22 protein-coding genes are annotated in these 22,520 nt (G+C 63.1%); 20 read left to right on the top strand and 2 right to left on the bottom strand.

The features are described 5' to 3' along the window. Positions 1-118: 118 nt before the first annotated feature. The 6 genes from sdhC (at position 119) to ACTS1Z_RS02055 (ending at position 5,503) form a co-directional block, all read left to right on the top strand. Entirely contained in the window at positions 119-556 is a 438-nt protein-coding gene (gene sdhC / locus ACTS1Z_RS02080) for a succinate dehydrogenase, cytochrome b556 subunit (RefSeq protein ID WP_442622776.1), read from the top strand. Next, positions 556-936, top strand: coding sequence for a succinate dehydrogenase, hydrophobic membrane anchor protein (gene sdhD / locus ACTS1Z_RS02075; RefSeq protein WP_442622775.1), 381 nt, complete (start codon positions 556-558; stop codon positions 934-936). The genes sdhC and sdhD overlap by 1 nt, the downstream gene beginning before the upstream one ends. After that, positions 936-2,738: a succinate dehydrogenase flavoprotein subunit gene (sdhA, locus tag ACTS1Z_RS02070; protein WP_442622774.1), complete on the top strand. Its 1,803-nt coding sequence runs from the start codon at positions 936-938 to the stop codon at positions 2,736-2,738. Before sdhD ends, sdhA begins: the two co-directional genes overlap by 1 nt. A 2-nt stretch (positions 2,739-2,740) precedes the next feature. Further along, positions 2,741-3,079, top strand: a complete 339-nt coding sequence (locus ACTS1Z_RS02065) for a hypothetical protein (protein ID WP_442622773.1) — start codon at positions 2,741-2,743, stop codon at positions 3,077-3,079. Positions 3,080-3,098: 19 nt separating this feature from the next. Further along, complete coding sequence (locus ACTS1Z_RS02060; RefSeq protein WP_442622772.1) at positions 3,099-4,412, top strand: M20/M25/M40 family metallo-hydrolase; 1,314 nt, start codon at positions 3,099-3,101, stop codon at positions 4,410-4,412. A 68-nt stretch (positions 4,413-4,480) separates the two neighbouring features. Beyond that, positions 4,481-5,503, top strand: a complete 1,023-nt coding sequence (locus ACTS1Z_RS02055; protein ID WP_442622771.1) for a C13 family peptidase — start codon at positions 4,481-4,483, stop codon at positions 5,501-5,503. Here ACTS1Z_RS02055 and ACTS1Z_RS02050 read toward each other — a convergent pair. Beyond that, positions 5,500-6,648: an alpha-hydroxy acid oxidase gene (locus ACTS1Z_RS02050; RefSeq protein ID WP_442622770.1), complete on the bottom strand. Its 1,149-nt coding sequence runs from the start codon at positions 6,646-6,648 to the stop codon at positions 5,500-5,502. The genes ACTS1Z_RS02055 and ACTS1Z_RS02050 overlap by 4 nt on opposite strands. 173 nt (positions 6,649-6,821) lie before the next feature. Between ACTS1Z_RS02050 and ACTS1Z_RS02045 the strand changes: the two genes are divergently transcribed. The 5 genes from ACTS1Z_RS02045 (at position 6,822) to zapE (ending at position 11,678) form a co-directional block, all read left to right on the top strand. After that, a complete protein-coding gene (locus tag ACTS1Z_RS02045) occupies positions 6,822-7,763 on the top strand; it encodes a D-alanine--D-alanine ligase family protein (protein ID WP_442622769.1) in 942 nt (313 codons plus the stop codon). 84 nt (positions 7,764-7,847) lie between these two features. After that, the gene (gene creD, locus ACTS1Z_RS02040; protein ID WP_442622768.1) at positions 7,848-9,215 is read left to right on the top strand and encodes a cell envelope integrity protein CreD; all 1,368 of its coding nucleotides are present in this window, start codon (positions 7,848-7,850) and stop codon (positions 9,213-9,215) included. A gap of 107 nt (positions 9,216-9,322) precedes the next feature. Then, positions 9,323-10,105 carry a succinate dehydrogenase iron-sulfur subunit gene (locus ACTS1Z_RS02035; RefSeq protein WP_442622767.1) on the top strand — a complete coding sequence of 261 codons (783 nt, stop codon included), beginning with the start codon at positions 9,323-9,325 and terminating at the stop codon, positions 10,103-10,105. 14 nt (positions 10,106-10,119) lie between these two features. Continuing rightward, positions 10,120-10,572 carry a PaaI family thioesterase gene (locus ACTS1Z_RS02030; protein ID WP_442622766.1) on the top strand — a complete coding sequence of 151 codons (453 nt, stop codon included), beginning with the start codon at positions 10,120-10,122 and terminating at the stop codon, positions 10,570-10,572. After that, positions 10,569-11,678, top strand: coding sequence for a cell division protein ZapE (gene zapE / locus ACTS1Z_RS02025; RefSeq protein ID WP_442622765.1), 1,110 nt, complete (start codon positions 10,569-10,571; stop codon positions 11,676-11,678). The genes ACTS1Z_RS02030 and zapE overlap by 4 nt, the downstream gene beginning before the upstream one ends. Before the next feature lie 3 nt (positions 11,679-11,681). Here zapE and ACTS1Z_RS02020 read toward each other — a convergent pair whose 3' ends face one another. Beyond that, complete coding sequence (locus ACTS1Z_RS02020; RefSeq protein WP_442622764.1) at positions 11,682-12,212, bottom strand: winged helix-turn-helix transcriptional regulator; 531 nt, start codon at positions 12,210-12,212, stop codon at positions 11,682-11,684. 74 nt (positions 12,213-12,286) lie between these two features. On the opposite strand from ACTS1Z_RS02020, the gene ACTS1Z_RS02015 reads away from it, so the two are divergent. From ACTS1Z_RS02015 to ACTS1Z_RS01975, 9 genes are all read left to right on the top strand, one after another. After that, positions 12,287-12,667: a VOC family protein gene (locus tag ACTS1Z_RS02015; protein WP_442622763.1), complete on the top strand. Its 381-nt coding sequence runs from the start codon at positions 12,287-12,289 to the stop codon at positions 12,665-12,667. 5 nt (positions 12,668-12,672) lie between these two features. After that, complete coding sequence (locus ACTS1Z_RS02010; RefSeq protein ID WP_442622762.1) at positions 12,673-13,179, top strand: hypothetical protein; 507 nt, start codon at positions 12,673-12,675, stop codon at positions 13,177-13,179. Between the two features lie 165 nt (positions 13,180-13,344). Continuing rightward, entirely contained in the window at positions 13,345-14,307 is a 963-nt protein-coding gene (gene mdh, locus ACTS1Z_RS02005; protein ID WP_442622761.1) for a malate dehydrogenase, read from the top strand. Then, positions 14,304-14,948 (top strand): hypothetical protein, encoded by a 645-nt coding sequence (locus ACTS1Z_RS02000; protein WP_442622760.1) that lies wholly within the window; start codon positions 14,304-14,306, stop codon positions 14,946-14,948. Before mdh ends, ACTS1Z_RS02000 begins: the two co-directional genes overlap by 4 nt. Beyond that, complete coding sequence (sucD, locus tag ACTS1Z_RS01995) at positions 14,945-15,829, top strand: succinate--CoA ligase subunit alpha (protein ID WP_442622759.1); 885 nt, start codon at positions 14,945-14,947, stop codon at positions 15,827-15,829. The genes ACTS1Z_RS02000 and sucD overlap by 4 nt, the downstream gene beginning before the upstream one ends. A 56-nt stretch (positions 15,830-15,885) precedes the next feature. Then, positions 15,886-18,789: a 2-oxoglutarate dehydrogenase E1 component gene (locus tag ACTS1Z_RS01990; protein WP_442622758.1), complete on the top strand. Its 2,904-nt coding sequence runs from the start codon at positions 15,886-15,888 to the stop codon at positions 18,787-18,789. 2 nt (positions 18,790-18,791) lie between these two features. After that, entirely contained in the window at positions 18,792-20,066 is a 1,275-nt protein-coding gene (odhB, locus tag ACTS1Z_RS01985; protein WP_442622757.1) for a 2-oxoglutarate dehydrogenase complex dihydrolipoyllysine-residue succinyltransferase, read from the top strand. Between the two features lie 31 nt (positions 20,067-20,097). Next, positions 20,098-21,507: a dihydrolipoyl dehydrogenase gene (lpdA, locus tag ACTS1Z_RS01980; RefSeq protein WP_442622756.1), complete on the top strand. Its 1,410-nt coding sequence runs from the start codon at positions 20,098-20,100 to the stop codon at positions 21,505-21,507. Positions 21,508-21,652: 145 nt separating this feature from the next. Then, a complete protein-coding gene (locus ACTS1Z_RS01975) occupies positions 21,653-22,345 on the top strand; it encodes a PepSY domain-containing protein (RefSeq protein ID WP_442622755.1) in 693 nt (230 codons plus the stop codon). Positions 22,346-22,520: the final 175 nt, after the last annotated feature.

The raw sequence follows: 22,520 nt of genomic DNA, 5'->3' as shown, positions 1-22,520 counted from the left end.
ATTAAATGCGATTGGTTAAGAGCACGTTAGTATTGTCCGCGCTGTCCTCAGGCCTAGGTTGCATGGATAGGCGGTTCGTCTAAGAGGAACCGCACACAGGAAAGCCGCAAGAGACCATATGTCACGCAATCAATCACGCCCCCTATCGCCGCATCTCATGCATTGGAGATGGGGCGCCAATATGCTGGTATCTATCCTACACAGGATCACCGGTTTCGGCCTCGCCATCGTCGGCGGGCTGCTGTTCGCCGGATGGCTGCTGGCGGCGGCCAGCGGACCGGAGAGCTATAACTGGTTCCTCGGCCTGCTGACTGTGGAAAGCGGTGCCATCAACATGGTCGGTGCGGTGCTCGGCATCGGGCTGAGCTGGGCGTTTTTCACGCATCTGTTCAACGGCATACGCCATTTCGTTCTGGATGCGGGCGCCGGCTATGAATTGAATACTAACCGGACCTGGTCGATCGCCGTCGTTGCGGGGGCGATCCTGGCGACGGTGGCGCTGTGGGCGTGGCTGCTCTGGCCGACGATCGGCGCGCTGATCGGGGGAGAAGGCTGATGGGTACGGGGCTCGGCCGCGTTCGCGGTCTCGGTTCGGCGAAACAGGGCACGCATCACTGGTGGATGCAGCGGCTCACGGCTGCCGGCAATCTGCTGCTCGTCAGCTGGTTCGTCGTTTCGCTCGTGCGCCTGCCGGATCTCTCGCATGCCGTGGTGACCGAATGGCTCGCCAAGCCGCTGGTCGCTGTCGCGATGATCCTGCTCGCCGGTAACGTCTTCTGGCATTTGCGGCTTGGGCTGCAGGTTTTCATCGAGGATTATGTGCATAACGAGGCCTCCAAGCTCGGGCTGCTCGTTTTGCTCAACTTCTTCGCGATCGGGGCAGGCGCGATCGCCATTTTTTCCATCGCCAGGATTGCTTTCGGAGGCGCCGCATAATGGCCGACGCGTACAAGATTATCGATCACACCTATGACACGGTGGTCGTCGGTGCTGGCGGCTCCGGTTTGCGCGCGACCATGGGCAGCGCCGAAGCGGGCCTGAAAACGGCCTGCATCACCAAGGTTTTCCCGACGCGCTCGCATACGGTTGCCGCGCAGGGCGGGATCGCCGCTTCGCTCGGGAACAATACGCCCGATCACTGGAGCTGGCACATGTACGATACCGTCAAGGGATCGGACTGGCTCGGCGATCAGGATGCCATCGAATATCTGGTGCGCGAAGCGCCCGAGGCGGTCTACGAGCTCGAACATGCGGGCGTCCCGTTTTCGCGCAACGACGACGGCACCATCTATCAGCGCCCGTTCGGCGGCCATATGCAGAATATGGGCGAGGGGCCTCCGGTCCAGCGGACCTGCGCTGCGGCCGACCGGACCGGCCATGCGATGCTCCATGCGCTCTACCAGCAGAGCCTGAAATATGACGCGGATTTCTTCATCGAATATTTCGCGATCGACCTGATCATGGAGAATGGCGAGTGCCGGGGCGTTGTCGCCATGTGCCTCGAAGACGGATCGATCCACCGGTTCCGCTCGCAGGCTGTCGTGCTGGCGACTGGCGGCTATGGCCGCGCCTATTTCAGCGCGACGAGTGCACACAGCTGCACGGGCGATGGCGGCGGCATGGTGCTGCGCGCCGGGCTACCGCTGCAGGATATGGAGTTCGTCCAGTTCCACCCGACCGGCATCTACGGCGCGGGTGTGCTTATCACCGAAGGTGCACGCGGCGAGGGCGGTTATCTCACGAACTCCGAAGGCGAGCGTTTCATGGAGCGCTATGCACCGAGCGCGAAAGACCTCGCCTCGCGCGATGTCGTTTCGCGCTGCATGGCGACGGAAATCCGGGAGGGCCGCGGGGTCGGTGACGAGAAGGACCATATCTTCCTCCATCTCGACCATATCGACCCGAACGTGCTGGCCCAGCGCCTCCCGGGCATCACCGAAACAGGCAAGATCTTCGCCGGCGTCGATCTAACGCGGCAGGCGCTGCCCGTGGTGCCGACCGTGCATTACAATATGGGCGGCATACCCTGTAACTATTGGGGTGAAGTCGTGAACCCGACGGCGGAAAACCCCGACGCGACCGTGCCCGGTCTCTATGCGGTCGGCGAGGCGGCCTGCGTGTCCGTGCACGGCGCCAACCGGCTCGGCTCCAATTCGCTGATCGACCTCGTCGTGTTCGGCCGGGCTACCGGCCTGCGGCTGAAGGACAAGCTCGAGGCGGGCGCATCGCAAAAACCGCTGCCCGACGACAGCGCCGATATGGCACTCGAACGGCTCGACCATTTCCGCCACGCCGATGGCGGCATGCCGACGGCCGAACTGCGGCTCGACATGCAGAAGACGATGCAGGCCCATGCCGCCGTGTTCCGTGACACGAAGCTGCTCGACGAAGGCGTCGAGAAGATGGGCGGCGTTTATGCGAAGCTTGCCGATGTCCGCGTCAGCGACAGATCGCTGATCTGGAATACCGACCTCATCGAGACTCTCGAGCTCGACAATCTGATGGGCCAGGCCGTCGTGACCATGGCGAGCGCCGCCAACCGCAAGGAAAGCCGCGGTGCGCATATGCATGAAGACTATCCGGATCGCGACGACGAAAACTGGATGAAGCACACGGTGACGACCTTCACCGGCTGGGGCGGCAAGGACGGCACCGTCGGTATCGATTATCGCCCCGTCCACGATTTCACGCTGACCGACGAGGCCGAATATATCGAGCCGAAAGCCAGGGTGTACTGAGCATGGCGTGGCCGGCCTGGATTGTCTCCGCGCTGGCGCATCCGCAGGTTCGGCGCGCGGGTATCGAGGCCGCGACCAAGGCGGGCGGCCTGCTCGTCGACCGTTTGGCGAAGCGGCAGGGCGGCACCGAGGTGCTGCCGCCGGAAAAGGGCGAGCCGTCCGATGCGGAACTGCTGCGCGAGGCGATGGAGAGCCTGCCGACCAAGCAGGAACTGGCCGAGGCGATCGCCGCGCTCGATGCGCAGAGCGAAGCGCGCGTGGCGCGGCTGCGCGGTACGGTGATCCTGATCGCCATCGTCCAGTTCGCCGCGCTTGCCATCCTCATGGCCATTTTGATCTAGGACGAGTTCAACGGAGACGATGATGAAGGCTTTGGCGGTTACGGCCATGTTCGGGCTTCTGGCGGGCGGGCTACCTGCAGCAGCCGACGCCCAGCTTTCTCCCGCGGAGGAGCAGATCGTCGAGACGGTCGATGCTGAATATGAACGGCACGTGTCACTGCTGGAACGGCTGACCAACCAGAATAGCGGCACGCGCAATATCGAAGGCAATCTCGCGGTCATGGAAATGCTGCGGCCAGAGTTCGAGGCGCTGGGTTTCGCGGTGGAGATTATCGACCAGAGCGAAGTTGATCGCGCCGGCCATTTCTTCGCGCGGCACGAAGGCGATCCGGACGGCACGCGATTCCTGCTGATCGCGCATACCGATACCGTTTTCGAGGTCGATTCCGACTTCCAGACGTTCGAACGAAACGGTGAGCGTGCGACGGGCCCCGGCGTCTATGACGACAAGGGCGGGATCATCGTCATCCTCTCCGCGCTGCGGGCGATGGAGGCGGCAGGCACGCTGGACAGCGCGAATATCACGGTCGCGATCACCGGCGATGAAGAGGATTTCGGCGAACCCGCAAGCATTTCGCGCCGCGACCTGATCGCGGCCGGGCAATGGGCCGATGTCGCGCTCGGTTTCGAAAGCCTGTCGATCGAGGATGGACGCGATATGGGCGTGATCGCGCGGCGCTCGTCCAATGCCTGGACGCTGGTGACGCGCGGCAACGAAGGCCATAGCTCGGGCATATTCAGTGAGCGGATGGGCGACGGCGCGATATTCGAGATGGCGCGGATCATCGCGGCCTTCCGCACCGAGTTGCCCGAGCCGAGCCTGACCTTCAATGTCGGGCTGATCACCGGCGGCACCACGGCTGCGTTGAGCGAGAACCAGCTTGCGGCGGAAGCAACCGGCAAAACCAATATCGTCCCACCGATCGCGATGGCGCGTGGCGACTTCCGGACGCTGACGCAGGACCAGACCGACCGGGTGCGCACGCGCATGGAGGAAATCGTCGCCGATCACTCGCCGGGCACGAGCGCGACGATCAGCTTCGACGAGGGCTATCCGCCGATGGCGCCGACGGACGGCAATCGCGCGCTGCTCGCGCGGCTCAATGCTGTGAATGCCGATCTCGGGCTTGAAGAGCAGCCGGTGCTGGATCCGCTGCGGCGCGGGGCCGCGGACATATCCTTTGTCGCGCCCTATGCCGACAGCCTTGCCGGGATGGGGCCGTCCGGCGAACGTGCGCACGCGCCCGGCGAGACTATTCATCTCGACAGCATAAGGCGGCAGGCGACACGCACGGCGATCCTCATCTCGCGCCTGGCGGTCGAGCCGCGCTAGAGCGGCGATGCTTGACTCGGGCATGGCCGCGCGGGAGGGTTGGTCGGTTTCCTGACCGGAGGGATATATTGACTGACGCGCTTGGTCTCCTCGCACTGATACGCGCCGCGTTTTTCTTTACGCTTGTGTGTCTCGCCGGCGTGAATCCGGTGTCTGCTCAGACGGGTGGTGAGGAGGCGATCAGTCACACGCGGCCGCTGCCCTCGTTCCTGTCGCGCGTACAGCCGCACGAAGCGGTGCTCGGTGCCAATGCCGGTACCGAATTTGCCTACGATATCGATCCGGAGCAGGCGCTTGCCGACCATCGCCGGCTGTCTGCGGCACTGGCGGAACTTGCACCGCAGGAGCCAGGCACGGTCGACGCTTATATTCTGTCGATCGCGCTCGATAGCGATCCGGTCTTCGGACGCGAGGCGCGCGAGGCTGCGCGTGTCCTGGCCCGGCGCTATGGCGCGGAAGGCCGCGTGCTGACCTTGGCCGCCCCAGACGGAAATGGCGGCGAAAGCCTGCCGCATGGTTCCCTGACGTCGCTGACCATTGCTCTCGCGCGGATCGCCGAGCTGATGGACCCGGTTGAGGATGTGCTGGTCCTATACGTGACGAGCCACGGCCTGCCGACGGGTATCGTCTATTATTATGGCGATCAGGGTTACGGGACGATGTCGCCGCTGCGCCTGTCCAACCTGTTGGGCGAGCTCAGGATCGTGAACCGGCTCCTGATCATGAATGCCTGTTTTTCAGGTACGTTCGTGCGCGGCCTCTCCTCACCGACCAGTATCGTGGTGACGGCCGCGGCCGCCGACCGCTCGTCTTTCGGCTGTTCGCCGACCAACGATTGGACCTATTTCGGCGACGCTTTCGTCAACCGGTCGCTGCGCCGGCCCCAGCCGCTCGCCGCCGCGTTCGATCAGGCGCGCACCAAGATTGCCCAATGGGAGGCCGGTATCGCGATGACGCCGTCCGAGCCGCAGATCGATATCGGGCGGCAGGCGGCCAACTGGCTCGATGCGCTTGAAGGCCGGATGCCGCAAACGGCGACGGCACCGGTTGGCCGCCCCGCGAACGAAGACGCCCGCTCCGCCAGCCGCTAGCGCCAGCGCAGATTGTCGCGGCTTAGCGCGCCGACATTCGTTACGCCCATCAGCTTCATGTCCCGCTCGATCTCGGCGCGCAGATTGCCGAGCGCGCGTTCGACGCCTGCCTGTCCGGCTGCGGCGAGCGCGTAAAGATAGAGCCGCCCGCCCGAACACGCCTTTGCGCCGACGCTAAGCGCTTTCAACACATGGCTGCCGCGCCGGATGCCGCCGTCGCAGATCACCTCTAGCCGGTCGCCGACCGCGTCGACGATTTCGGCCAGCTGGTCGAACGGCGCGCGGCTGCCGTCGAGCTGCCGCCCGCCATGGTTGGACACCATGATCGCGGTCGCCCCGATATCGGCGGCGCGCTTCGCGTCCTCGACCGACATGATCCCTTTCAGGCAGAACTCGCCGCCCCAGTCCGCACGGATCCGCTCGGCCATTGTCCAGTCGAGTGACTGATCCAGCATCGTCGTGAAATAGTCGCCGATCGACAGGGCGACGCTGCTGCCTTCGCCGATATGGCCGGAAAGGTTCGGCAGTTCGAACTTTTCGCGGAACATATAGTTGAGTCCCCAGGCGGGCTTGGCCGCATAGCTGAGAAATGACCGTGGCGTGATGCGCGGCGGGGAGGTGAAGCCGGTGCGCAGACAGCGTTCGCGATTGCCACCGACGATCGTGTCCACGGTGAGCGTTAGCGCATCGAACTCGGCCGCCTTGCACTGTTCGACCATGGCGCGGTTAAGGCCCTTGTCCTTGTGGACGTAGAGCTGGAACATCTTGGGGCTCGATATGGTCGCGCCGATCTCTGCGATACCGACCGTTGCGAGCGACGAGATCCCGAAATAAGTGCCGAACTTCTCCGCCGCCCGGCCGACGGCGCGCTCGCCCTGCCAGTGGAAAAGGCGCTGCAGCGCGGTGGGCGACAGGAACAGCGGCATGTCGATGGTCCGCCCCATGACCGTAGTCGTCAGATCGACCTCCTCGACGCCGGCCAACACGCTCGGGACGAGATCGCATTCCTCGTAAGTACGCGTATTGCGGGCAAGCGTGCGCTCGTCGTCCGCCCCGCCGTCGATATAATGGAAGACCGGTCCGGGCAGCCGGCGCTTCGCCAGGGCCCGGAAGTCGTTGACATTGTGACAATCGGTCAATCGCATCGTCGCACCGTCTAATGCAGCCGGGGCGCGTTGCCCACCATGCTATCTGGCGGCGGCCGAAATATGGGTCTAGGGAGCGGCTTTCGGGCGCAATAATGGAGGTCGCCATGGCACAAGCCTTGCAGCCGCTGAGAATACCGGACGCAGACAAAGAACGGATCCGGATCATGTTTATGGCCAAGCATGCCCTATGGGGCGGGGGCATGCATCCCGAGGACGGCAATCATGCCATCTACCATCATGAAGTGCGCACCACGCTCGAAGGCCTCGACCTGAATTTGCGCATCGAGAACAGCTATGACGTACTGTTCACCTATCCCAACGTCGATTTCGTCTTTCCGCTGTTGAATCGCGGCGGGTTCGTCAATTCGGAAATGCTGATCCCGCTGCTCTGCAACATGCATCGCATTCCCTATGTCGGCGCGATCCCGTTCGTGCGCGGGCTCGGCGACGACAAATCCGGTTCGAAACTCGTCTGCGTTCATGCCGGTGTGCCGACCGCGCCCTGGTTCTGCTACCGGCGCGGCGCGCCAGTCGAAGAGGCCGATTGTCCGAAGGCCGATCGCTGGGTGATCAAGCCCAACGCATCATCGGCGAGCTGGGGCATATCGGATGCACATGACTGGGCGGGCGTCGCCAATGCCGTGGCCGACATGCACGGCCAAGGGCATGACGCGATCGTCGAGCCCTATCTCGACGGTTATGACGTGCAGGTGGCCTTTATCTCGATGGGCGACCCCGTGATGCTGCCCATGCTGATCTATGAGCGCGAGGACACGCAAAAGCTCTGGACCTATTATGAGAAGCGCGACCTTGTCGCGAATACCGAAAAGTCCACGCTCAAACAGTTCGAAGAACCCGAATTCGCACCGAAGATCGCCGAGTATGCGAAGAAGGTCGCTCGTGAGTTCCAGCCCTTCGATTATGGCCGGATCGAGTTCCGCCTCGATCGCAATACCGGCGATATCAACTTCATCGAGATCAACCTCAATTGCAATCTCTGGTCCGAAAAGGTGATGGCGAAATCCGCCGCTATTGCCGGTTTCAGCCATGCCGATTTACTGGAAACGATCCTTGCCGACAGCCTCCGGCGCAACGGATTGATCAGCCTGTAGACTATTAAGCCGGGGTTCAGACGCCTCCCGCCACTGCCGTCGACGAAGCGAGTGATTTTGTCGATGAGTTGAGTGGAGGGTGATATGAGCGAGACAGCAAACGGCCGGTCGCCGGGGTTCAAGCTGGCCATGGTTCTATTGGTCGCGTTCCTGCTGTCGATCCCGCTCTTCACGATCTGGCTGCTCGTTTACGACCGTGAACAGCAGTCCCAGACGGCGCTGACATCCATAGCCGAAGGCTGGGGCGGTCCACAGGTCATCAGCGGGCCCTATCTCGTGATACCCTATCGCGCGGAAGCCAATGAGACGGTCACCGAGAATGGCCGCGAGACGACGCGCACGCGGCAGGTCTGGCGCGAATTGACGCTCGCGCCCGAGCGTTTCGAACTGGCCACCCGGATCGATCCCGAACGGCGCCAGCGGTCCATTTACGAAGCGATCGTCTATACCGCGGCCAATGAGGGGCAGGCCGTCTATCGTCTGCCCGCGGACCTGGCGCGCCAGGGCGTCGATCAGGCGACGCTGGCGTTCGACCGCGCCGAACTGCGCTTCGGCCTGTCCGACATGCGGGGCATTCAGGAGGCGGAGATCCGGTTCGACGGAGAGCCTGTCGCACTGACGCCGGGCGGCGGGAATCGCGCGGGGTTTTCGGCCGCCATAGATGCGAGCGGGCTCGCCGAACGACCGCTCGAAGCATCCGTCACCTTTTCCGTGCGTGGCAATCAGCGCCTGTCACTGATGCCGCATGCCGGTCATACCGATTGGCGGGTCAGCTCGAGCTGGCCGCATCCCTCCTTCACCGGCGGATTTTCGCCAGAGCGCGAGATCGACGGCGAGGGCTTCACCGCCTCCTACAGCGTTCCGAACCTCGCATTGGGGCGGTCGCTTGTGATGACCGGCGATGCGGCGGCCGACGAGATGATCGCACCGCAGCCAAGCCTCGATCCGCGCTATGATGTCCCGGCGGCAACGACCGAAGCGCGTGTTGGCCTGTTCCAGCCCGTCGATCTCTATTCGCAGGTCGACCGGTCGGTGAAATATGGCTTCCTGATCATCGGTTTCACTTTCCTTGCCTATCTGATGTTCGATCTGATCGGCGGCGTGCGCGTGTCGACGATCGAATATCTGCTCCTGGGCGCAGCGCTCGTGCTCTTCTTCGTGATGCTGCTCGCCTTTGCCGAAATTATCGGTTTCGCCTGGGCCTATGTGGTAGCGGCGGCCGCGATCGTCGGGCTCAATACAGCCTATTCCGCCGCCGTGCTCGGCAGCTGGCGGCGGGCCGGCATGATGGGCGCGCTGATGATCGGCCTTTATGCGGCGATCTATGCGCTGCTCAATCTTGAAAGCCTCTCGCTGCTGATCGGTTCGCTGATGCTCTTCGCGGCGCTGGCAGCCGTGATGTACCTGACGCGCAATATCGATTGGGGACGGTCTGCAGTCGAAGCGCAATAGGCGCGCCGCTCGATTGCGCCCATCGAAAATTTGCGTGCGGCAACCCCTTCCGCAGTGTGGCATGACGCGCTATCTCGCTGCTGCACGGGAAGGAAATCGAACGCATCATGGCTGAATTCACGCTTCCGAAGAACAGCAAGGTCAGGAAGAACGGCAAGGTCCATAAATCGGACGGCGCCCGTACGGTTACCTTCAAAGTCTATCGCTACGATCCCGATAGCGGCGAAAATCCGCGCTACGACCGCTTCGAGGTCGATCTCGACAATTGCGGGCCGATGGTTCTCGATGCCCTAATCAAGATGAAGGGCGAGCAGGACAGCACGCTGACCTTCCGCCGCTCCTGCCGCGAAGGGATTTGCGGTTCCTGCTCGATGAATATCGATGGCTCCAACGGCCTCGCCTGCACGACCGCCATCGAAGATTGCGACAAGAAGGAAATCACGATCACGCCGCTGCCGCATATGGACGTGATCAAGGATTTGGTGCCCGATTTCACCCATTTCTACGCGCAATATGCCTCGATCCAGCCCTGGCTGAAGACGGAGACGCCCGAGCCGTCGGGCAAAGAGCGCCTGCAATCGCCGGAAGAGCGCGCGAAACTCGACGGCCTCTATGAGTGCATCCTGTGCGCCTGCTGCTCGACAAGCTGCCCCAGCTATTGGTGGAATTCCGACAAGTTTCTCGGTCCCGCGATCCTGCTCCAGGCCTATCGCTGGCTCGCCGATAGCCGCGACGAGCATACGGGCGAGCGGCTTGATGAGCTCGAAGACCCGTTCCGCCTCTATCGTTGCCACACGATCATGAACTGCGCGAATGTCTGTCCCAAGGGCCTGTCGCCGGCCAAGGCGATCGCCGAAACAAAGAAGATGATGCTCGAACGCTCGGTTTGAGCGGAGCCAAAGTCTTGTCAGACTCCAAATTCCGCCACGAACCCGATCCCGACAATCCGGGCTGGATGATCTGGGAGCTGGTCGGCGAGGAGCGTTTCAATACGGTGCTAGGGCCGTTCCGCGTCCGCAAGGAAAGCGAAACGACGTCCCGCTGCCGGATGTGGCCGCAGCCGATCCATGCCAATCTGGCCGATGTCGTCCATGGTGGCGCCGTGATGACCTTTATCGACGCCGCCCTGTTCGCCGGTTCGGCGGTGCTAGGCATCCATCATATGGGGCGGTCTGTCACGGTCGATATGTCGGTACAGTTTATCGGGCCGGGTTTCCTCGATCGCCCGCTCGATGCCGAAGTCGAGGTCTTGCGCGAAACCGGCCGGCTGGTCTTCCTGCGCGGGCTCGTCGTGCAAGAGGACGCACGCGTCGCGGCCTTTTCGGGCACTATTCGCAAGGCCAGCCCGCAAAAATGACGGCGCTCGCCGCGCGCTATCGGGAGCTGGTTACGGCCGAAGAGCTACGGCCCGATCCCGATCAGGAGCGGGCGGTTACGTGTCTTGCGGAACTCAGCAAGGCGCTGGAGGCCGCACCGCGGCGCGGCAGCATTCTCTGGCGCGCATTGGGGCGCAAACCGGACCCGATACGCGGCGCCTATCTCTGGGGCGGCGTCGGCCGCGGCAAGTCGATGCTCATGGACCTGTTCTACGAATGTCTGGCGATACGCTCGAAGCGGCGCGTCCACTTTCACGAATTCATGCTCGATGTGCACGGCCGGTTGCGCGCCGAACGGGCGAAGGAGAAGGGCGACCCAGTCCTCCCCGTGGCCGATGCGCTGCGCGACCAGGCGCGGCTGCTCGCGCTCGACGAGATGGTGGTGAACAACACCGCGGACGCGGCGATCCTGTCCCGCCTGTTCACGGCGCTGCTCGAAAAGGGCGTTACCGTCGTGACGACTTCGAACCGGCCACCCGAGGATCTCTACAAGGATGGGCAGAATCGCGAGCTGTTCCTGCCGTTCATCGATTTGATTACCGAGCGGCTCGATATCGTCTCATTGAACGGACCGACCGATTACCGGCTCGACCGGCTCGGCGGCATGCCGACCTGGTATGTGCCCAATGGCGAGGAGGCGACCGCGAAGCTGCGCGAGGCGTTTTTTCGGCTAACGGACTATTCGCCGGATGATGCGGACAATGTACCGAGCGAGGATATCGACGTGGCCGGTGGGCGGTCGCTGCATGTCCCGAAGTCGTTGAAGGGCGTCGCCGTGTTCTCCTTCAAACGCCTGTGCGGCGAAGCGCGGGGCGCGCCCGACTATCTCGCCATTGCGCGCAAATTCCACACGGTGATTATCGTCGGCATCCCGGTCATGGGACCGGAGAAGCGCAACGAGGCAGCGCGCTTCAAGACGCTGATCGACGCGCTGTACGAATATAAGGTGAAGCTGTTGGCCGCGGCCGATGCGCAGCCGACGGGTCTCTACGAAAGCGGCGACGGCGCGTTCGAGTTCGAGCGCACGGCATCGCGGCTGATCGAGATGCAGTCGGCCGATTACATGGCGGCCGGGCACGGGATTTAGACGCTAGATCGCGCGGGCGAGCTGCGTGCCCCGATCCGTGAGGCCATAGAGCGGCACCGGCGGAAAATCCTCGACGATATCGCGCGCGACCAGTTCATGGGCCATCATCTGCTTCAGCGTCAGCGATAATGCGCGCGGCGTTGCCGGAGCGAGCCCAGTCTTGAGCTGGGTGAAGCGCAGCGGGGCAGGGCGCAACGCCGATGCGAGCGGGAGCGTCCAGCGCTGAAAGGCGTCCGGGCCGAGCCCCAGCTCGGTCGATGCACCCAGAATATCCTGCGCGCGCAGCGCTATCGCGGTGCCCGCTTCGGTGAGAATATATTCGGGGCGCAGCGGATGGCCGTGCCCCGGATTGTGCGCCACCCAGCCATGACGCTTGAGATGATCGAGCGTGCTCACGAGCGCGGATCGGGCACATCCCAGCCGGTTGAGCAGGACGACGAAACGCGCGCCGCCGCCCTCGGCCGCCAACGCGGCCAGCACCGGCACGGCCCAGCGCCGTTCGCCCAATTTCCGCATATCGTCGGCCGAAAGCATGCACTACCCAATCGCGATTGACTCATTCTATATATGGTATAAAATCAAGACTATCAATTCGGGAGGAGGAGAAAATGGGGATAGATTTCGATGGCGGGCTGACCTGCACCTTGGGCGTGTCCGATCTCGACAGGTCGATCGACTGGTACGAGAAGATGCTGGGTTTCACACTCCTGTACCGGGTCGACGAGATCGGCTGGTGTGAAGTTGCGACTGCGGTCGACAATGTCGCGATGGGCCTGTCTCAGGTCGAATCGGTTGCTGTTGGCGGCGGCGTGACACCGACATTCGGAACGACCGATATCGAGGCGGCCAAGGCCGATCTGGATGCCAAGGGAGTCAGGCAGGATGGACCGATCCAGGACGTGCCCGGCATGGTGCGCCTGCTGACATTCTACGACCCCGACGACAATCCTCTGATGCTCTATCAGGACATGCGCGACGCAGCGGAGTAGGAGCGATGATGAAAAGGCTCGTTTCCGCCGTGTTCGCCGCGACACTGTTTGCTTTCGTTCCGGCTCAGGCGCAGGATGGCGCGACGTTCGCCGAATGGATCGCCGGTGAGTGGGCAGGACCAGGGCAGTTTTCCGGACAGGACAGCATGGCGACGCTGTCCGTCGACGCCGCAATTGGCGGCCGGTTTCACGCTTTCCGATATCGCTTCGCAGCCGCCGGGGCCGATGGCGATACCACCTATTTCGAAGGGCTCGGTCTCTATCACGCGGAGGGCGAAAGCGCATGGACCGGGCAATGGTTCGACAGCATGGGTAACGTCCACGCGCTGAACGCTACTGTCGACGGCGAAGGGCTCGTCGCGCGTTGGGGCGAGCTGGGCCGCACTCATTATCGGCGTGTTGCCGACAATCGCCTTGAAATCGTCGACTCGATGCGAAATGCCTCTGGTGAATGGCAGGAATTTGCCCGCTATTCGCTGAACCGGATCGCAATCCGCGCACCGGCAGACTGATCTTCGCCGCCATTCCGTTCCGGCCGGCAGGCCGCGACCTGCACGGCAATCGCAAAGCGAGCGAAAAGCGGCAAAAATAGCCGTCTCGAACGGTTGCCGACTCATGCCTCACCGTCTAAGCCCGGCGCGTTTCAGGGACGTTGGCCAGCAGACAAGAGGATAGACATGGCTCGCAACAAGATCGCGCTTATCGGCGCCGGCATGATCGGCGGCACTCTCGCTCATCTCGCCGCGATGAAGGAAATGGGGGATGTCGTTCTGTTCGACATCGCCGAGGGCATGCCGGCAGGCAAGGCGCTCGATTTGGCGCAGGCCGGACCGGTCGAAGGCTATGACGCGGCGCTCAAGGGTACGAGCGACTATGCCGACATCGCGGGCGCCGATGTCTGCATCGTCACCGCCGGTGTCCCGCGCAAGCCCGGCATGAGCCGCGACGATCTCCTCGAGATCAATCTCAAGGTGATGAAAGCGGTCGGTGAGGGCATCAAGACGCACGCGCCGGACGCGTTCGTCATCTGCATCACCAACCCGCTCGACGCGATGGTCTGGGCGCTGCGCGAATTTTCCGGGCTGCCGCACGCCAAGGTCTGCGGTATGGCCGGCGTGCTGGACAGCGCGCGTTTCCGGCACTTCCTGGCCGAGGAATTCGGCGTCTCGGTCGAAGACGTGACCGCCTTCGTGCTCGGCGGCCATGGCGATACGATGGTTCCAGTCCCCGCCTATTCGACGGTCGCTGGTATCCCGATCCCCGATCTTATCAAGATGGGCTGGTCGACACAGGAAAAGATCGACGCGATCGTCCAGCGTACGCGCGGCGGCGGCGGCGAGATTGTAGGCTTGCTCGGCAATGGCAGCGCCTATTATGCGCCGGCAACGAGCGCGATCATGATGGCCGAGAGCTATCTGAAGGACAAAAAGCGGGTGCTGCCTGCAGCGGCGCATCTGACCGGACAATATGGCGTCGACGATCTCTATGTCGGCGTGCCGGTGGTGATTGGCGCGGAAGGCGTCGAGCGGATCGTGGAGATCGAGCTCGGCGATGAGGCGCGCGAAAACTTCAACGTATCGGTCGACGCGGTGAAGGAACTGCTCGAAGCATGTAAGGGGCTCGACGAAAGCCTCGCATGACGCGCCGGCGCCATCTTTTTGCCGGACTGTCTTTCGCTGTGCTGATTGCGGCGACACCTGCCGTCGCGGCGGACGATCCGGCGGCCGCGCCCTATCCTTTGAACGATATTCTCGAAGCTTTTGCGACGGCCTGTTCCGGCGTCGAGGATCCCGCGGTCAATCGCGCGTCCGTCGAAGCCGCCGGCTGGGAAGCCTATGAGCCCGAAGCCGATAGCGTGATGGGCCGGCTGATCGCGTTCGGCCGTGCGGCCATCGAGAATGAAGAATTGGAAGACGGCGAAACGCCGACAGAGATACTCGAAAACGGCGTGTTCCGGCGGACCGTCTCGGGGCGGCCGCTGCATATCGTCCTCTCCGGCGCTCGGATCGACGAGATTGTGACGACCGGTTGCCGGATGTACGATTTCGATGCCACGGACGAGCCCGACGCGGAAATGCTGGCAAGCTGGGCGCGCCGCGCGCCGGAAGCCACATCCCGCCCGGCTGACGGTCTGGTCGCCTATAAATGGAATGGCGGGCTCAAGCCCGGCCATCTCGATATGGAAATCTTCTTCGCCGCCCCGGGCGCCGAACTTCCGATGAATATTCCCATTTCCGGACTGACATTGTCCGCCAGCAATTTGGAGTTTGAAGGTCTATGAGCATTCTTGTCGACCGGAATACGAAGGTCATCACCCAGGGCATGACCGGCGATACCGGCACGTTCCATACGCAGCAGGGCCTCGATTACGGCACCAAGATGGTCGCCGGCGTCACGCCGGGCAAGGGCGGGACCGAGCATCTGGGCCTTCCGGTGTTCGATACGGTCGTCGAGGCGCGTGATGCGACGGGCGCCGATGCGAGCGTCATCTATGTGCCGCCCAAATTCGCAGCCGCCTCGATCATCGAGGCGATCGAGGCGGAGATTCCGCTGATCGTTGCGATTACCGAGGGCATTCCGGTGCTCGACATGGTCACGGTGAAAGGCCATCTCGAAAAATCCAATTCGCGGCTGATCGGGCCGAACTGTCCGGGCGTGCTGACTCCCGACGAGTGCAAGATCGGCATCATGCCGGGCAGCATCTTCTCCAAAGGCTCGGTCGGCGTGGTCAGCCGTTCGGGCACGCTGACCTATGAGGCCGTGCATCAGACCACGGCGGTCGGGCTCGGTCAGTCGACGGCCGTGGGTATCGGCGGCGATCCGGTCAACGGCACCAATTTCATCGATGTGCTGGAGATGTTCCTCGCTGACGACGAAACCGAATCCATCGTCATGATCGGCGAGATCGGCGGCAGCGCGGAAGAAGAAGCCGCGCAGTTTCTCGCCGATGAAGCGAAGGCCGGCCGCTCGAAGCCGGTTGTCGGTTTCATCGCCGGTCGCACGGCGCCGCCGGGCCGCCGCATGGGCCATGCCGGCGCTATCGTTTCGGGCGGAAAGGGCGGCGCGGACGATAAGATCGCGGCGATGGAAGACGCGGGGATCACGGTATCGCCCAGCCCGTCAGAGCTCGGCACGACACTCGCCGAACTGCTCAAGGGTTGATAGAAGACGTGCCGGACGCCAGATCGGCGCGGTGGGACAGCTAGGGATCACATTTCATGGGCTATGAGGGCATGGACTTCTCAGAGCTGGAAGGCGTCAGCCCGTCCTTCGTCGAAGGCCTTTATCGCAAATATCGGGAAAATCCCGACGCAGTAGATGCGAGCTGGCGCGGCTTTTTCGACGGCCTCGAGGCCACCGCTAGCGGCCCGAGCTGGCAACGCCCGGGTTGGCCGGTCGTAACGACGGATGCGGTCACGTCGGGGCTCGATCCGACGCAGATGACGATCGCCGATCCCAATCATCCGCCGGCCGCCCCGTCCTACTCCCGGAAACCGCTATCGTCGGACGAAATCGAACGGGCCGCGGGCAACGCGATCCGTGCGATGATGCTGATCCGCACCTATCGCGTGCGCGGGCATCTCGCAGCCAACCTCGATCCGCTAAAGCTGCATGAGCGAGAGCTTCCGGCCGATCTGACGCCCGAATTTCACGGCTTTACGGCGGACGAACTCGACAAGCCCGTCTATCTCGGCGGCGCGCTCGGCATGGAAGTCGCGACGGTCAACGAGATCGTCGCGATCCTCCGCGAGAATTATTGCGGGCCGGTCGGCCTCGAATATATGCACATCAACGATCTGGAGGAGCGTCGCTTCCTGCAGGAGCGGATGGAGGGCAAGGAAGCCTCGATCCAGTTCACGCCGGAAGGCAAGGAGGCGATCCTTCGCAAGGTGATCGAAGCCGAGCAGTGGGAGAGCTTTCTCGGCAAGAAATATGTCGGCACGAAACGCTTCGGGCTCGATGGTGGCGAGTCCATGGTCCCGGCGCTCGAGGCGATTATCAAATATGGCGGCGCGGACGGCGTGCGCGAAATGGTGATCGGCATGGCGCATCGCGGGCGGCTCAACGTGCTCGCCAATGTGATGGCCAAGCCCTATCGCGCGATCTTCCACGAATTCGCAGGCGGCGCGGCCAATCCCGAGGATGTCGGCGGGTCCGGCGACGTCAAATACCATCTGGGCACGTCGACCGACCGCGAGTTCGACGGAATCAGCGTGCACATGTCGCTGGTGCCCAATCCCTCGCACCTCGAAGCGGTCAATCCGGTGGTGCTGGGCAAGACCCGCGCGACGCAGGTCAACCGCGAAGACCTGGAAGAGCATAAGGAAGTGCTGCCGGTACTTCTTCATGGCGATGCCGCCTTTGCCGGCCAGGGCATTGTCATGGAATGTTTCGGTTTCTCCGGCATTCGCGGCTATAATACCGGCGGCTGCATCCATTTCGTCATCAACAACCAGATCGGCTTTACGACGAGCCCGCAATTTGCGCGTTCCTCGCCCTATCCGTCGGACATCGCGAAGATGGTCCAGGCGCCGATCTTGCATGTGAATGGCGACGATCCGGAAGCCGTGACCTTCGCCTGCAAGCTCGCCATCGAGTTCCGCCAGACCTTCCACCGCGACGTCGTCATCGACATGTGGTGCTATCGCCGTTTCGGCCATAATGAGGGCGACGAGCCGAGCTTCACCCAGCCGGTGATGTATCGGGCGATCCGCTCGCATCCCAAGGTCTCGAAAATCTATGGCGAGCGGCTCGTGACCGAGGGCGTGATCGGCGAAGACTGGGTCGACGAAGCGACGGATGTATTCAACGCGATGCTCGACGAGGAGTTCGAGGCCGGGAAGAGTTACCTGCCGAACAAGGCAGACTGGTTCGGCGGGCGCTGGGAAGGGCTCGGCATGCCAGCCGATCCCGAATCGGCGCGCCGCGGCATCGTCTCGGGCGTTGAGGAAAAGACGCTGCGGTCCATCGGCGATATCCTGACCAGCGTTCCCGAGGATGTGACGATCCACAAGACGCTCGGCCGTATCCTCGATGCCAAGCGCGCGATGTTCGAAAGCGGCGAGGGCTTCGACTGGGCGACGGCCGAAGCGCTGGGTTTCGGCACCTTGATCAACGAGGACTATAATGTCCGCCTGTCGGGCCAGGATTCGGGGCGCGGCACGTTCAGCCAGCGCCATGCCGAATGGGTCGATCAGGAAACCGCCGAACGCTACACGCCGCTCCAGCATGTGCCGGGCGGACGGTTCGAGGTTCTGAACAGTCCCCTGTCCGAATATGGCGTGCTCGGTTTCGAATATGGCTATGCGCTGGCCGACCCGAAGACGCTCGTGCTCTGGGAAGCCCAGTTCGGCGATTTCGCGAACGGCGCGCAGATCATGATCGACCAGTTCATTGCGTCTGGCGAAGCGAAATGGCTGCGCGCGAATGGCCTCGTGATGCTCTTGCCGCACGGCTATGAGGGACAGGGCCCGGAACATAGTTCCGCCCGGCTCGAACGCTTCCTGCAGCTCTGCGCGGGCGACAATATGCAGGTTGCGAACATCACCGAGCCGGCCAACTATTTTCACGTGCTGCGCCGCCAGATGCTCCGCCCGTTCCGCAAGCCGCTCGTTATCATGACGCCCAAATCGCTGCTGCGGCACAAGGCGGCGGTGTCCGGCATCGAGGATTTCCTCGGCGACAGCCATTTCATGCGGATCAAGTCCGATCCCAACGCGCCCGCGGACAAGGATGTGAAACGGCTAGTGCTCTGCTCGGGCAAGGTCGCCTACGACCTGTTCGAAGCGCGCGATGCGGCAAAGGACAAGAATACGACTATTGTCCGGCTTGAACAGCTCTACCCTTTTCCCGGAGAACCTCTGGTCGTGCGGTTGAAGCGCATGACCAATCTGGAGACCGTCGTCTGGGCACAGGAAGAACCGAAAAATCAGGGTGCGTGGATGTTCGCCCGGCACTATATCGAGGAATGTCTCGAAGAGGCCGGCCTCGGCCCCGAACGACCCGAATATGCGGGCCGCGAGCCGAGTGCGTCGCCAGCGACCGGCCTCGCGAAACGGCACGCCGAACAGCAGGAAGCGCTGGTCGCCGCGGCGCTCGGCCATAGCCAAGGAAAGAAGTAGAGATGGCAACCGATGTTGAAGTCCCGACGCTGGGCGAATCGATTACCGAAGCCACGCTCGGCGAATGGCTGAAACAGCCGGGCGATGCGGTCGGCCGCGACGAACCGATCGCGAGTCTGGAGACGGACAAGGTCGCCGTCGAAGTGCCGTCACCTGTTGCCGGCGTGCTCGAAGAGCATGTCGTGGCGGTCGGCGATACGATCGAGGTTGGCGCAGTGATTGCGCGCATCGGCGAGGGTGCCGGCGCATCGGCTGGCAAGAGCGAAGAAAAATCCGAGCCACCGGCCAAGAAGGCTGCCGCCGCCAAGCAGGAGAGTGCGCCCGCCGAAACAAAAACCGAGGCACCCGATACGGACGGCCCGCCCTTGACCCTGTCTCCCGCCGTACGCCGGCTGGTACTGGAGCACGGGCTCGACCCGTCCAAGATCAAGGGCACCGGCAAGGACGGCCGGCTGACCAAGGACGATGTGCTTACCGCGGCCAAGGCGGAAAAAGCCGAAGCGCGTGAACCGAGTCTGGAACGCACCGAGCCGCCCGCCGCCGCCCCGCAATCGGCGCCTGCCGTTGCCGGAGAGCGCAAGGAAGAGCGGGTCCGCATGACGCGGCTGCGCCAGACGATCGCCAAGCGGCTGAAGGATGCGCAGGATACCGCCGCGCTGCTCACGACATTCAACGATGTCGATATGACCGCCGTCATGGATGCGCGCAAACAGTATAAGGAACTCTTTGAGAAGAAGCATGGCATCCGTTTGGGTTTCATGGGTTTCTTCGTGAAGGCGGCCTGCCTCGCGCTGCGCGATGTCCCCTCGGTCAACGCGCAGATCGACGGCGACGAGATCGTCTATCACGATTATGTCGATGTCTCGGTTGCCGTGTCCGCGCCGAATGGCTTGGTCGTTCCGGTGATCCGCAACGCCGAGAGCATGAGCTTTGCGGAGATCGAAACGACGATTGCCGATTTCGGCCAGCGGGCGAAAGACGGTACGCTCTCGATGGACGAGATGAAGGGCGGCACCTTCACGATTTCGAACGGCGGCGTATTCGGCTCGCTGCTCTCGACGCCGATCATCAACCCGCCGCAATCCGCAGTACTCGGCATGCACCGGATCGAGCAGCGCCCGGTCGTTCTGCCCGACGGCTCGATCGCCGCGCGGCCGATGATGTATCTCGCGCTCTCCTACGACCACCGCCTGATCGACGGCCGCGAGGCCGTGACCGCGCTCGTCCGCATGAAAGAAGCGCTCGAAGATCCGATGCGGCTCCTGATCGACCTTTAGAAATTTCGCTCCCCGCGCCCGAGGAAAGACAATGGCTGAGAAGACTTACGACTATGACGTGCTGGTGATCGGCGCTGGTCCGGGCGGCTATGTCGCCGCTATCCGGGCCGCGCAGCTTGGCCTGAAGACGGCCTGCGCGGAAAGCCGCGAAACGCTGGGCGGCACCTGCCTCAATGTCGGCTGCATCCCGTCCAAGGCGATGCTACACGCGTCCGAGCTCTACGAGGAAGCGCATGAGGGCGCGCTCGAGAAATTTGGCATCAAGCTGACCGGCGCGAAGCTCGATCTCGATCAGATGCACGCCGAAAAGTCGAAAGCAGTCAGCGAACTCACTGGCGGAATTGAATTCCTGTTCAAGAAGAACAAGATCGACTGGCTCAAGGGCCATGCCAAGTTTACCGGTGAGAACACGGTCGAGGTCGACGGCAAGAGCGTCACGGCCAAGGATATCGTGATCGCCACCGGCTCCTCGGTTACGCCGCTGCCGGGCGTGGAGATCGATAACGACAAACACCAAATCGTCGATTCCACGGGCGCGCTGGCCTTACCCAAAGTGCCCAAGCATATGGTCGTGATCGGCGGCGGGGTGATCGGGCTCGAACTCGGTTCGGTCTGGCGGCGCCTGGGCGCGGAAGTCACGGTCGTCGAGTTTCTCGATCAGATCCTCCCCGGCATGGACGGCGATATCCGCAAGGAAGCGGCGAAGATTTTCAAGAAACAGGGTTTCACGATCCGCACCGGCACCAAGGTGACCGGTGCCGAGACGCTGAAGACCAAGGTCAAGCTGACGGTCGAACCGGCCGCAGGCGGCGGCGAGGAGTTGCTCGAAGCCGATTGCGTGCTCGTGTCGATCGGCCGGCGGCCGAATACCGAAGGGCTGGGCCTCGATGCGATCGGGCTCGCGCTCAACGAGCGCGGCCAGGTGCCGATCGACCATGAGTTCCGCACGAGCGTCCCCGGCGTCTGGGCGATCGGCGATGTCGCGCCGGGCCTGATGCTCGCGCACAAGGCCGAGGATGAAGGGATCGCGGTCGCCGAAAATATCGCGGGCCAGGTCGGCATCGTGAATCACGATGTGATCCCCTCGGTCGTCTATACGATGCCGGAGATTGCCGGGGTCGGTCTGACCGCCGAGGAGGCCAAGGACAAGGGCTATACGATCAAGGCCGGCAAGTTTCCGATGATGGCGAACAGCCGGGCCAAGACGAACCGCGATACCGATGGCTTCGTGAAGGTGATCGCCGATGCGGAGACCGACCGTGTGCTCGGCGTTCACATCATCGCCTCGCTTGCCGGCACGATGATCGCGCAGGCCGCGCAGGCGATGGAATTCGGCGCGACGAGCGAGGATATCGCCTATACGTGCCATGCGCATCCGACCCATGCCGAAGCGGTCAAGGAAGCGGCGATGGCGGTGCAGGGCAAGCCGATCCATATCTGATTTGGACGATGGTTTCGTTTACACAGAACGGGGTGTCGGCAAATCGGCCCGGCCAATCCTATTCGGCAATATTGCCAATAGGATAAGCCGCGGTTCGGGTCGTTGACGGCCGGCCCGCGCCGTAACGCGAAAGATGGAGCTGGCGATGCGCCTGAAGCTTACCAAATGGCATATCTGGCTCGGCTGGCTGGCCGGCGTGCCGCTGCTGCTCTGGACGGTGTCGGGCCTGTTCATGGTCGCCCAGCCGATCGAGACGGTGCGCGGCGAGCATCTGCGCGCGGAGGCCCCTGTGGTTGCTACGCCCGCCAACCCCCCGGTCTTCCCCCGCATCGACAGCACTGTCCGCGCGGTCCGCAGTGTCGAGCTCGCCCAGCGGCCGTCGGGCACGCAATGGATCATCCGCTACGCCGATGGCGGGGGGCGGCGGGCGTCGATCGAAACGGGCGCCTATCTCGCGCCGCAACTCACGAGCGACGAGGCGGCCGGCATCGCCGAGGCCGCCTATGCCGGCGACGAACCGCTCGCGCGGATGCAGCGCTTCGATGCCGACGCCAACCCGATGGACTTGCGCCGCGGCCGCCCCGCCTGGCAGGCGCGGTTCGGCGACAGCCATCATGTCTATGTGGACGCGGAAACCGGCGATGTGCTGGCCGTCCGCACCCGGTTCTGGCGCGCCTTCGATTTCATGTGGGGGCTCCACATCATGGACCTCCAAGACCGCAGCGATACGAGCCACCCGATCCTGATCGTCTCGGCCATCCTTGCGCTGCTGATGACGCTGTTCGGTCTGATCGTGCTCCCCTGGCGCTACCTGAAGAAACGGCGTCGAAGCGATTGACATAGGCCGATTATCCGCCTTACTGATATATATATCTAATACAGTAAGGATGACGCCGTGATCCGCACTCTCTCGTCTGCCGCGCTCGCGCTCGCCGCGCTAAGCTCTCTAGCCATCGCTCAACCGTCGGCGGCGAACCCTGCGCCGTACGAACCTCCTGCGGCGCTCGCGCCGG

Origin of the sequence: Parasphingopyxis sp. (assembly GCF_052168295.1) — a bacterium.
GTDB lineage: Bacteria > Pseudomonadota > Alphaproteobacteria > Sphingomonadales > Sphingomonadaceae > Parasphingopyxis.
The sequence above is the reverse complement of the archived record's forward strand: the minus strand, read 5'-3'. Positions and strand labels throughout refer to the sequence as shown.

Coding starts and splice junctions, on each gene's coding strand:
- sdhC (WP_442622776.1), top strand. CDS start 119: ATGTCACGCAATCAATCACGCCCCCTATCGCCGCATCTCATGCATTGG.
- sdhD (WP_442622775.1), top strand. CDS start 556: ATGGGTACGGGGCTCGGCCGCGTTCGCGGTCTCGGTTCGGCGAAACAG.
- sdhA (WP_442622774.1), top strand. CDS start 936: ATGGCCGACGCGTACAAGATTATCGATCACACCTATGACACGGTGGTC.
- ACTS1Z_RS02065 (WP_442622773.1), top strand. CDS start 2,741: ATGGCGTGGCCGGCCTGGATTGTCTCCGCGCTGGCGCATCCGCAGGTT.
- ACTS1Z_RS02060 (WP_442622772.1), top strand. CDS start 3,099: ATGATGAAGGCTTTGGCGGTTACGGCCATGTTCGGGCTTCTGGCGGGC.
- ACTS1Z_RS02050 (WP_442622770.1), bottom strand. CDS start 6,648: ATGCGATTGACCGATTGTCACAATGTCAACGACTTCCGGGCCCTGGCG.
- ACTS1Z_RS02045 (WP_442622769.1), top strand. CDS start 6,822: ATGGCCAAGCATGCCCTATGGGGCGGGGGCATGCATCCCGAGGACGGC.
- creD (WP_442622768.1), top strand. CDS start 7,848: ATGAGCGAGACAGCAAACGGCCGGTCGCCGGGGTTCAAGCTGGCCATG.
- ACTS1Z_RS02035 (WP_442622767.1), top strand. CDS start 9,323: ATGGCTGAATTCACGCTTCCGAAGAACAGCAAGGTCAGGAAGAACGGC.
- zapE (WP_442622765.1), top strand. CDS start 10,569: ATGACGGCGCTCGCCGCGCGCTATCGGGAGCTGGTTACGGCCGAAGAG.
- ACTS1Z_RS02020 (WP_442622764.1), bottom strand. CDS start 12,212: ATGCTTTCGGCCGACGATATGCGGAAATTGGGCGAACGGCGCTGGGCC.
- ACTS1Z_RS02015 (WP_442622763.1), top strand. CDS start 12,287: ATGGGGATAGATTTCGATGGCGGGCTGACCTGCACCTTGGGCGTGTCC.
- ACTS1Z_RS02010 (WP_442622762.1), top strand. CDS start 12,673: ATGATGAAAAGGCTCGTTTCCGCCGTGTTCGCCGCGACACTGTTTGCT.
- mdh (WP_442622761.1), top strand. CDS start 13,345: ATGGCTCGCAACAAGATCGCGCTTATCGGCGCCGGCATGATCGGCGGC.
- ACTS1Z_RS02000 (WP_442622760.1), top strand. CDS start 14,304: ATGACGCGCCGGCGCCATCTTTTTGCCGGACTGTCTTTCGCTGTGCTG.
- sucD (WP_442622759.1), top strand. CDS start 14,945: ATGAGCATTCTTGTCGACCGGAATACGAAGGTCATCACCCAGGGCATG.
- ACTS1Z_RS01990 (WP_442622758.1), top strand. CDS start 15,886: ATGGGCTATGAGGGCATGGACTTCTCAGAGCTGGAAGGCGTCAGCCCG.
- odhB (WP_442622757.1), top strand. CDS start 18,792: ATGGCAACCGATGTTGAAGTCCCGACGCTGGGCGAATCGATTACCGAA.
- lpdA (WP_442622756.1), top strand. CDS start 20,098: ATGGCTGAGAAGACTTACGACTATGACGTGCTGGTGATCGGCGCTGGT.
- ACTS1Z_RS01975 (WP_442622755.1), top strand. CDS start 21,653: ATGCGCCTGAAGCTTACCAAATGGCATATCTGGCTCGGCTGGCTGGCC.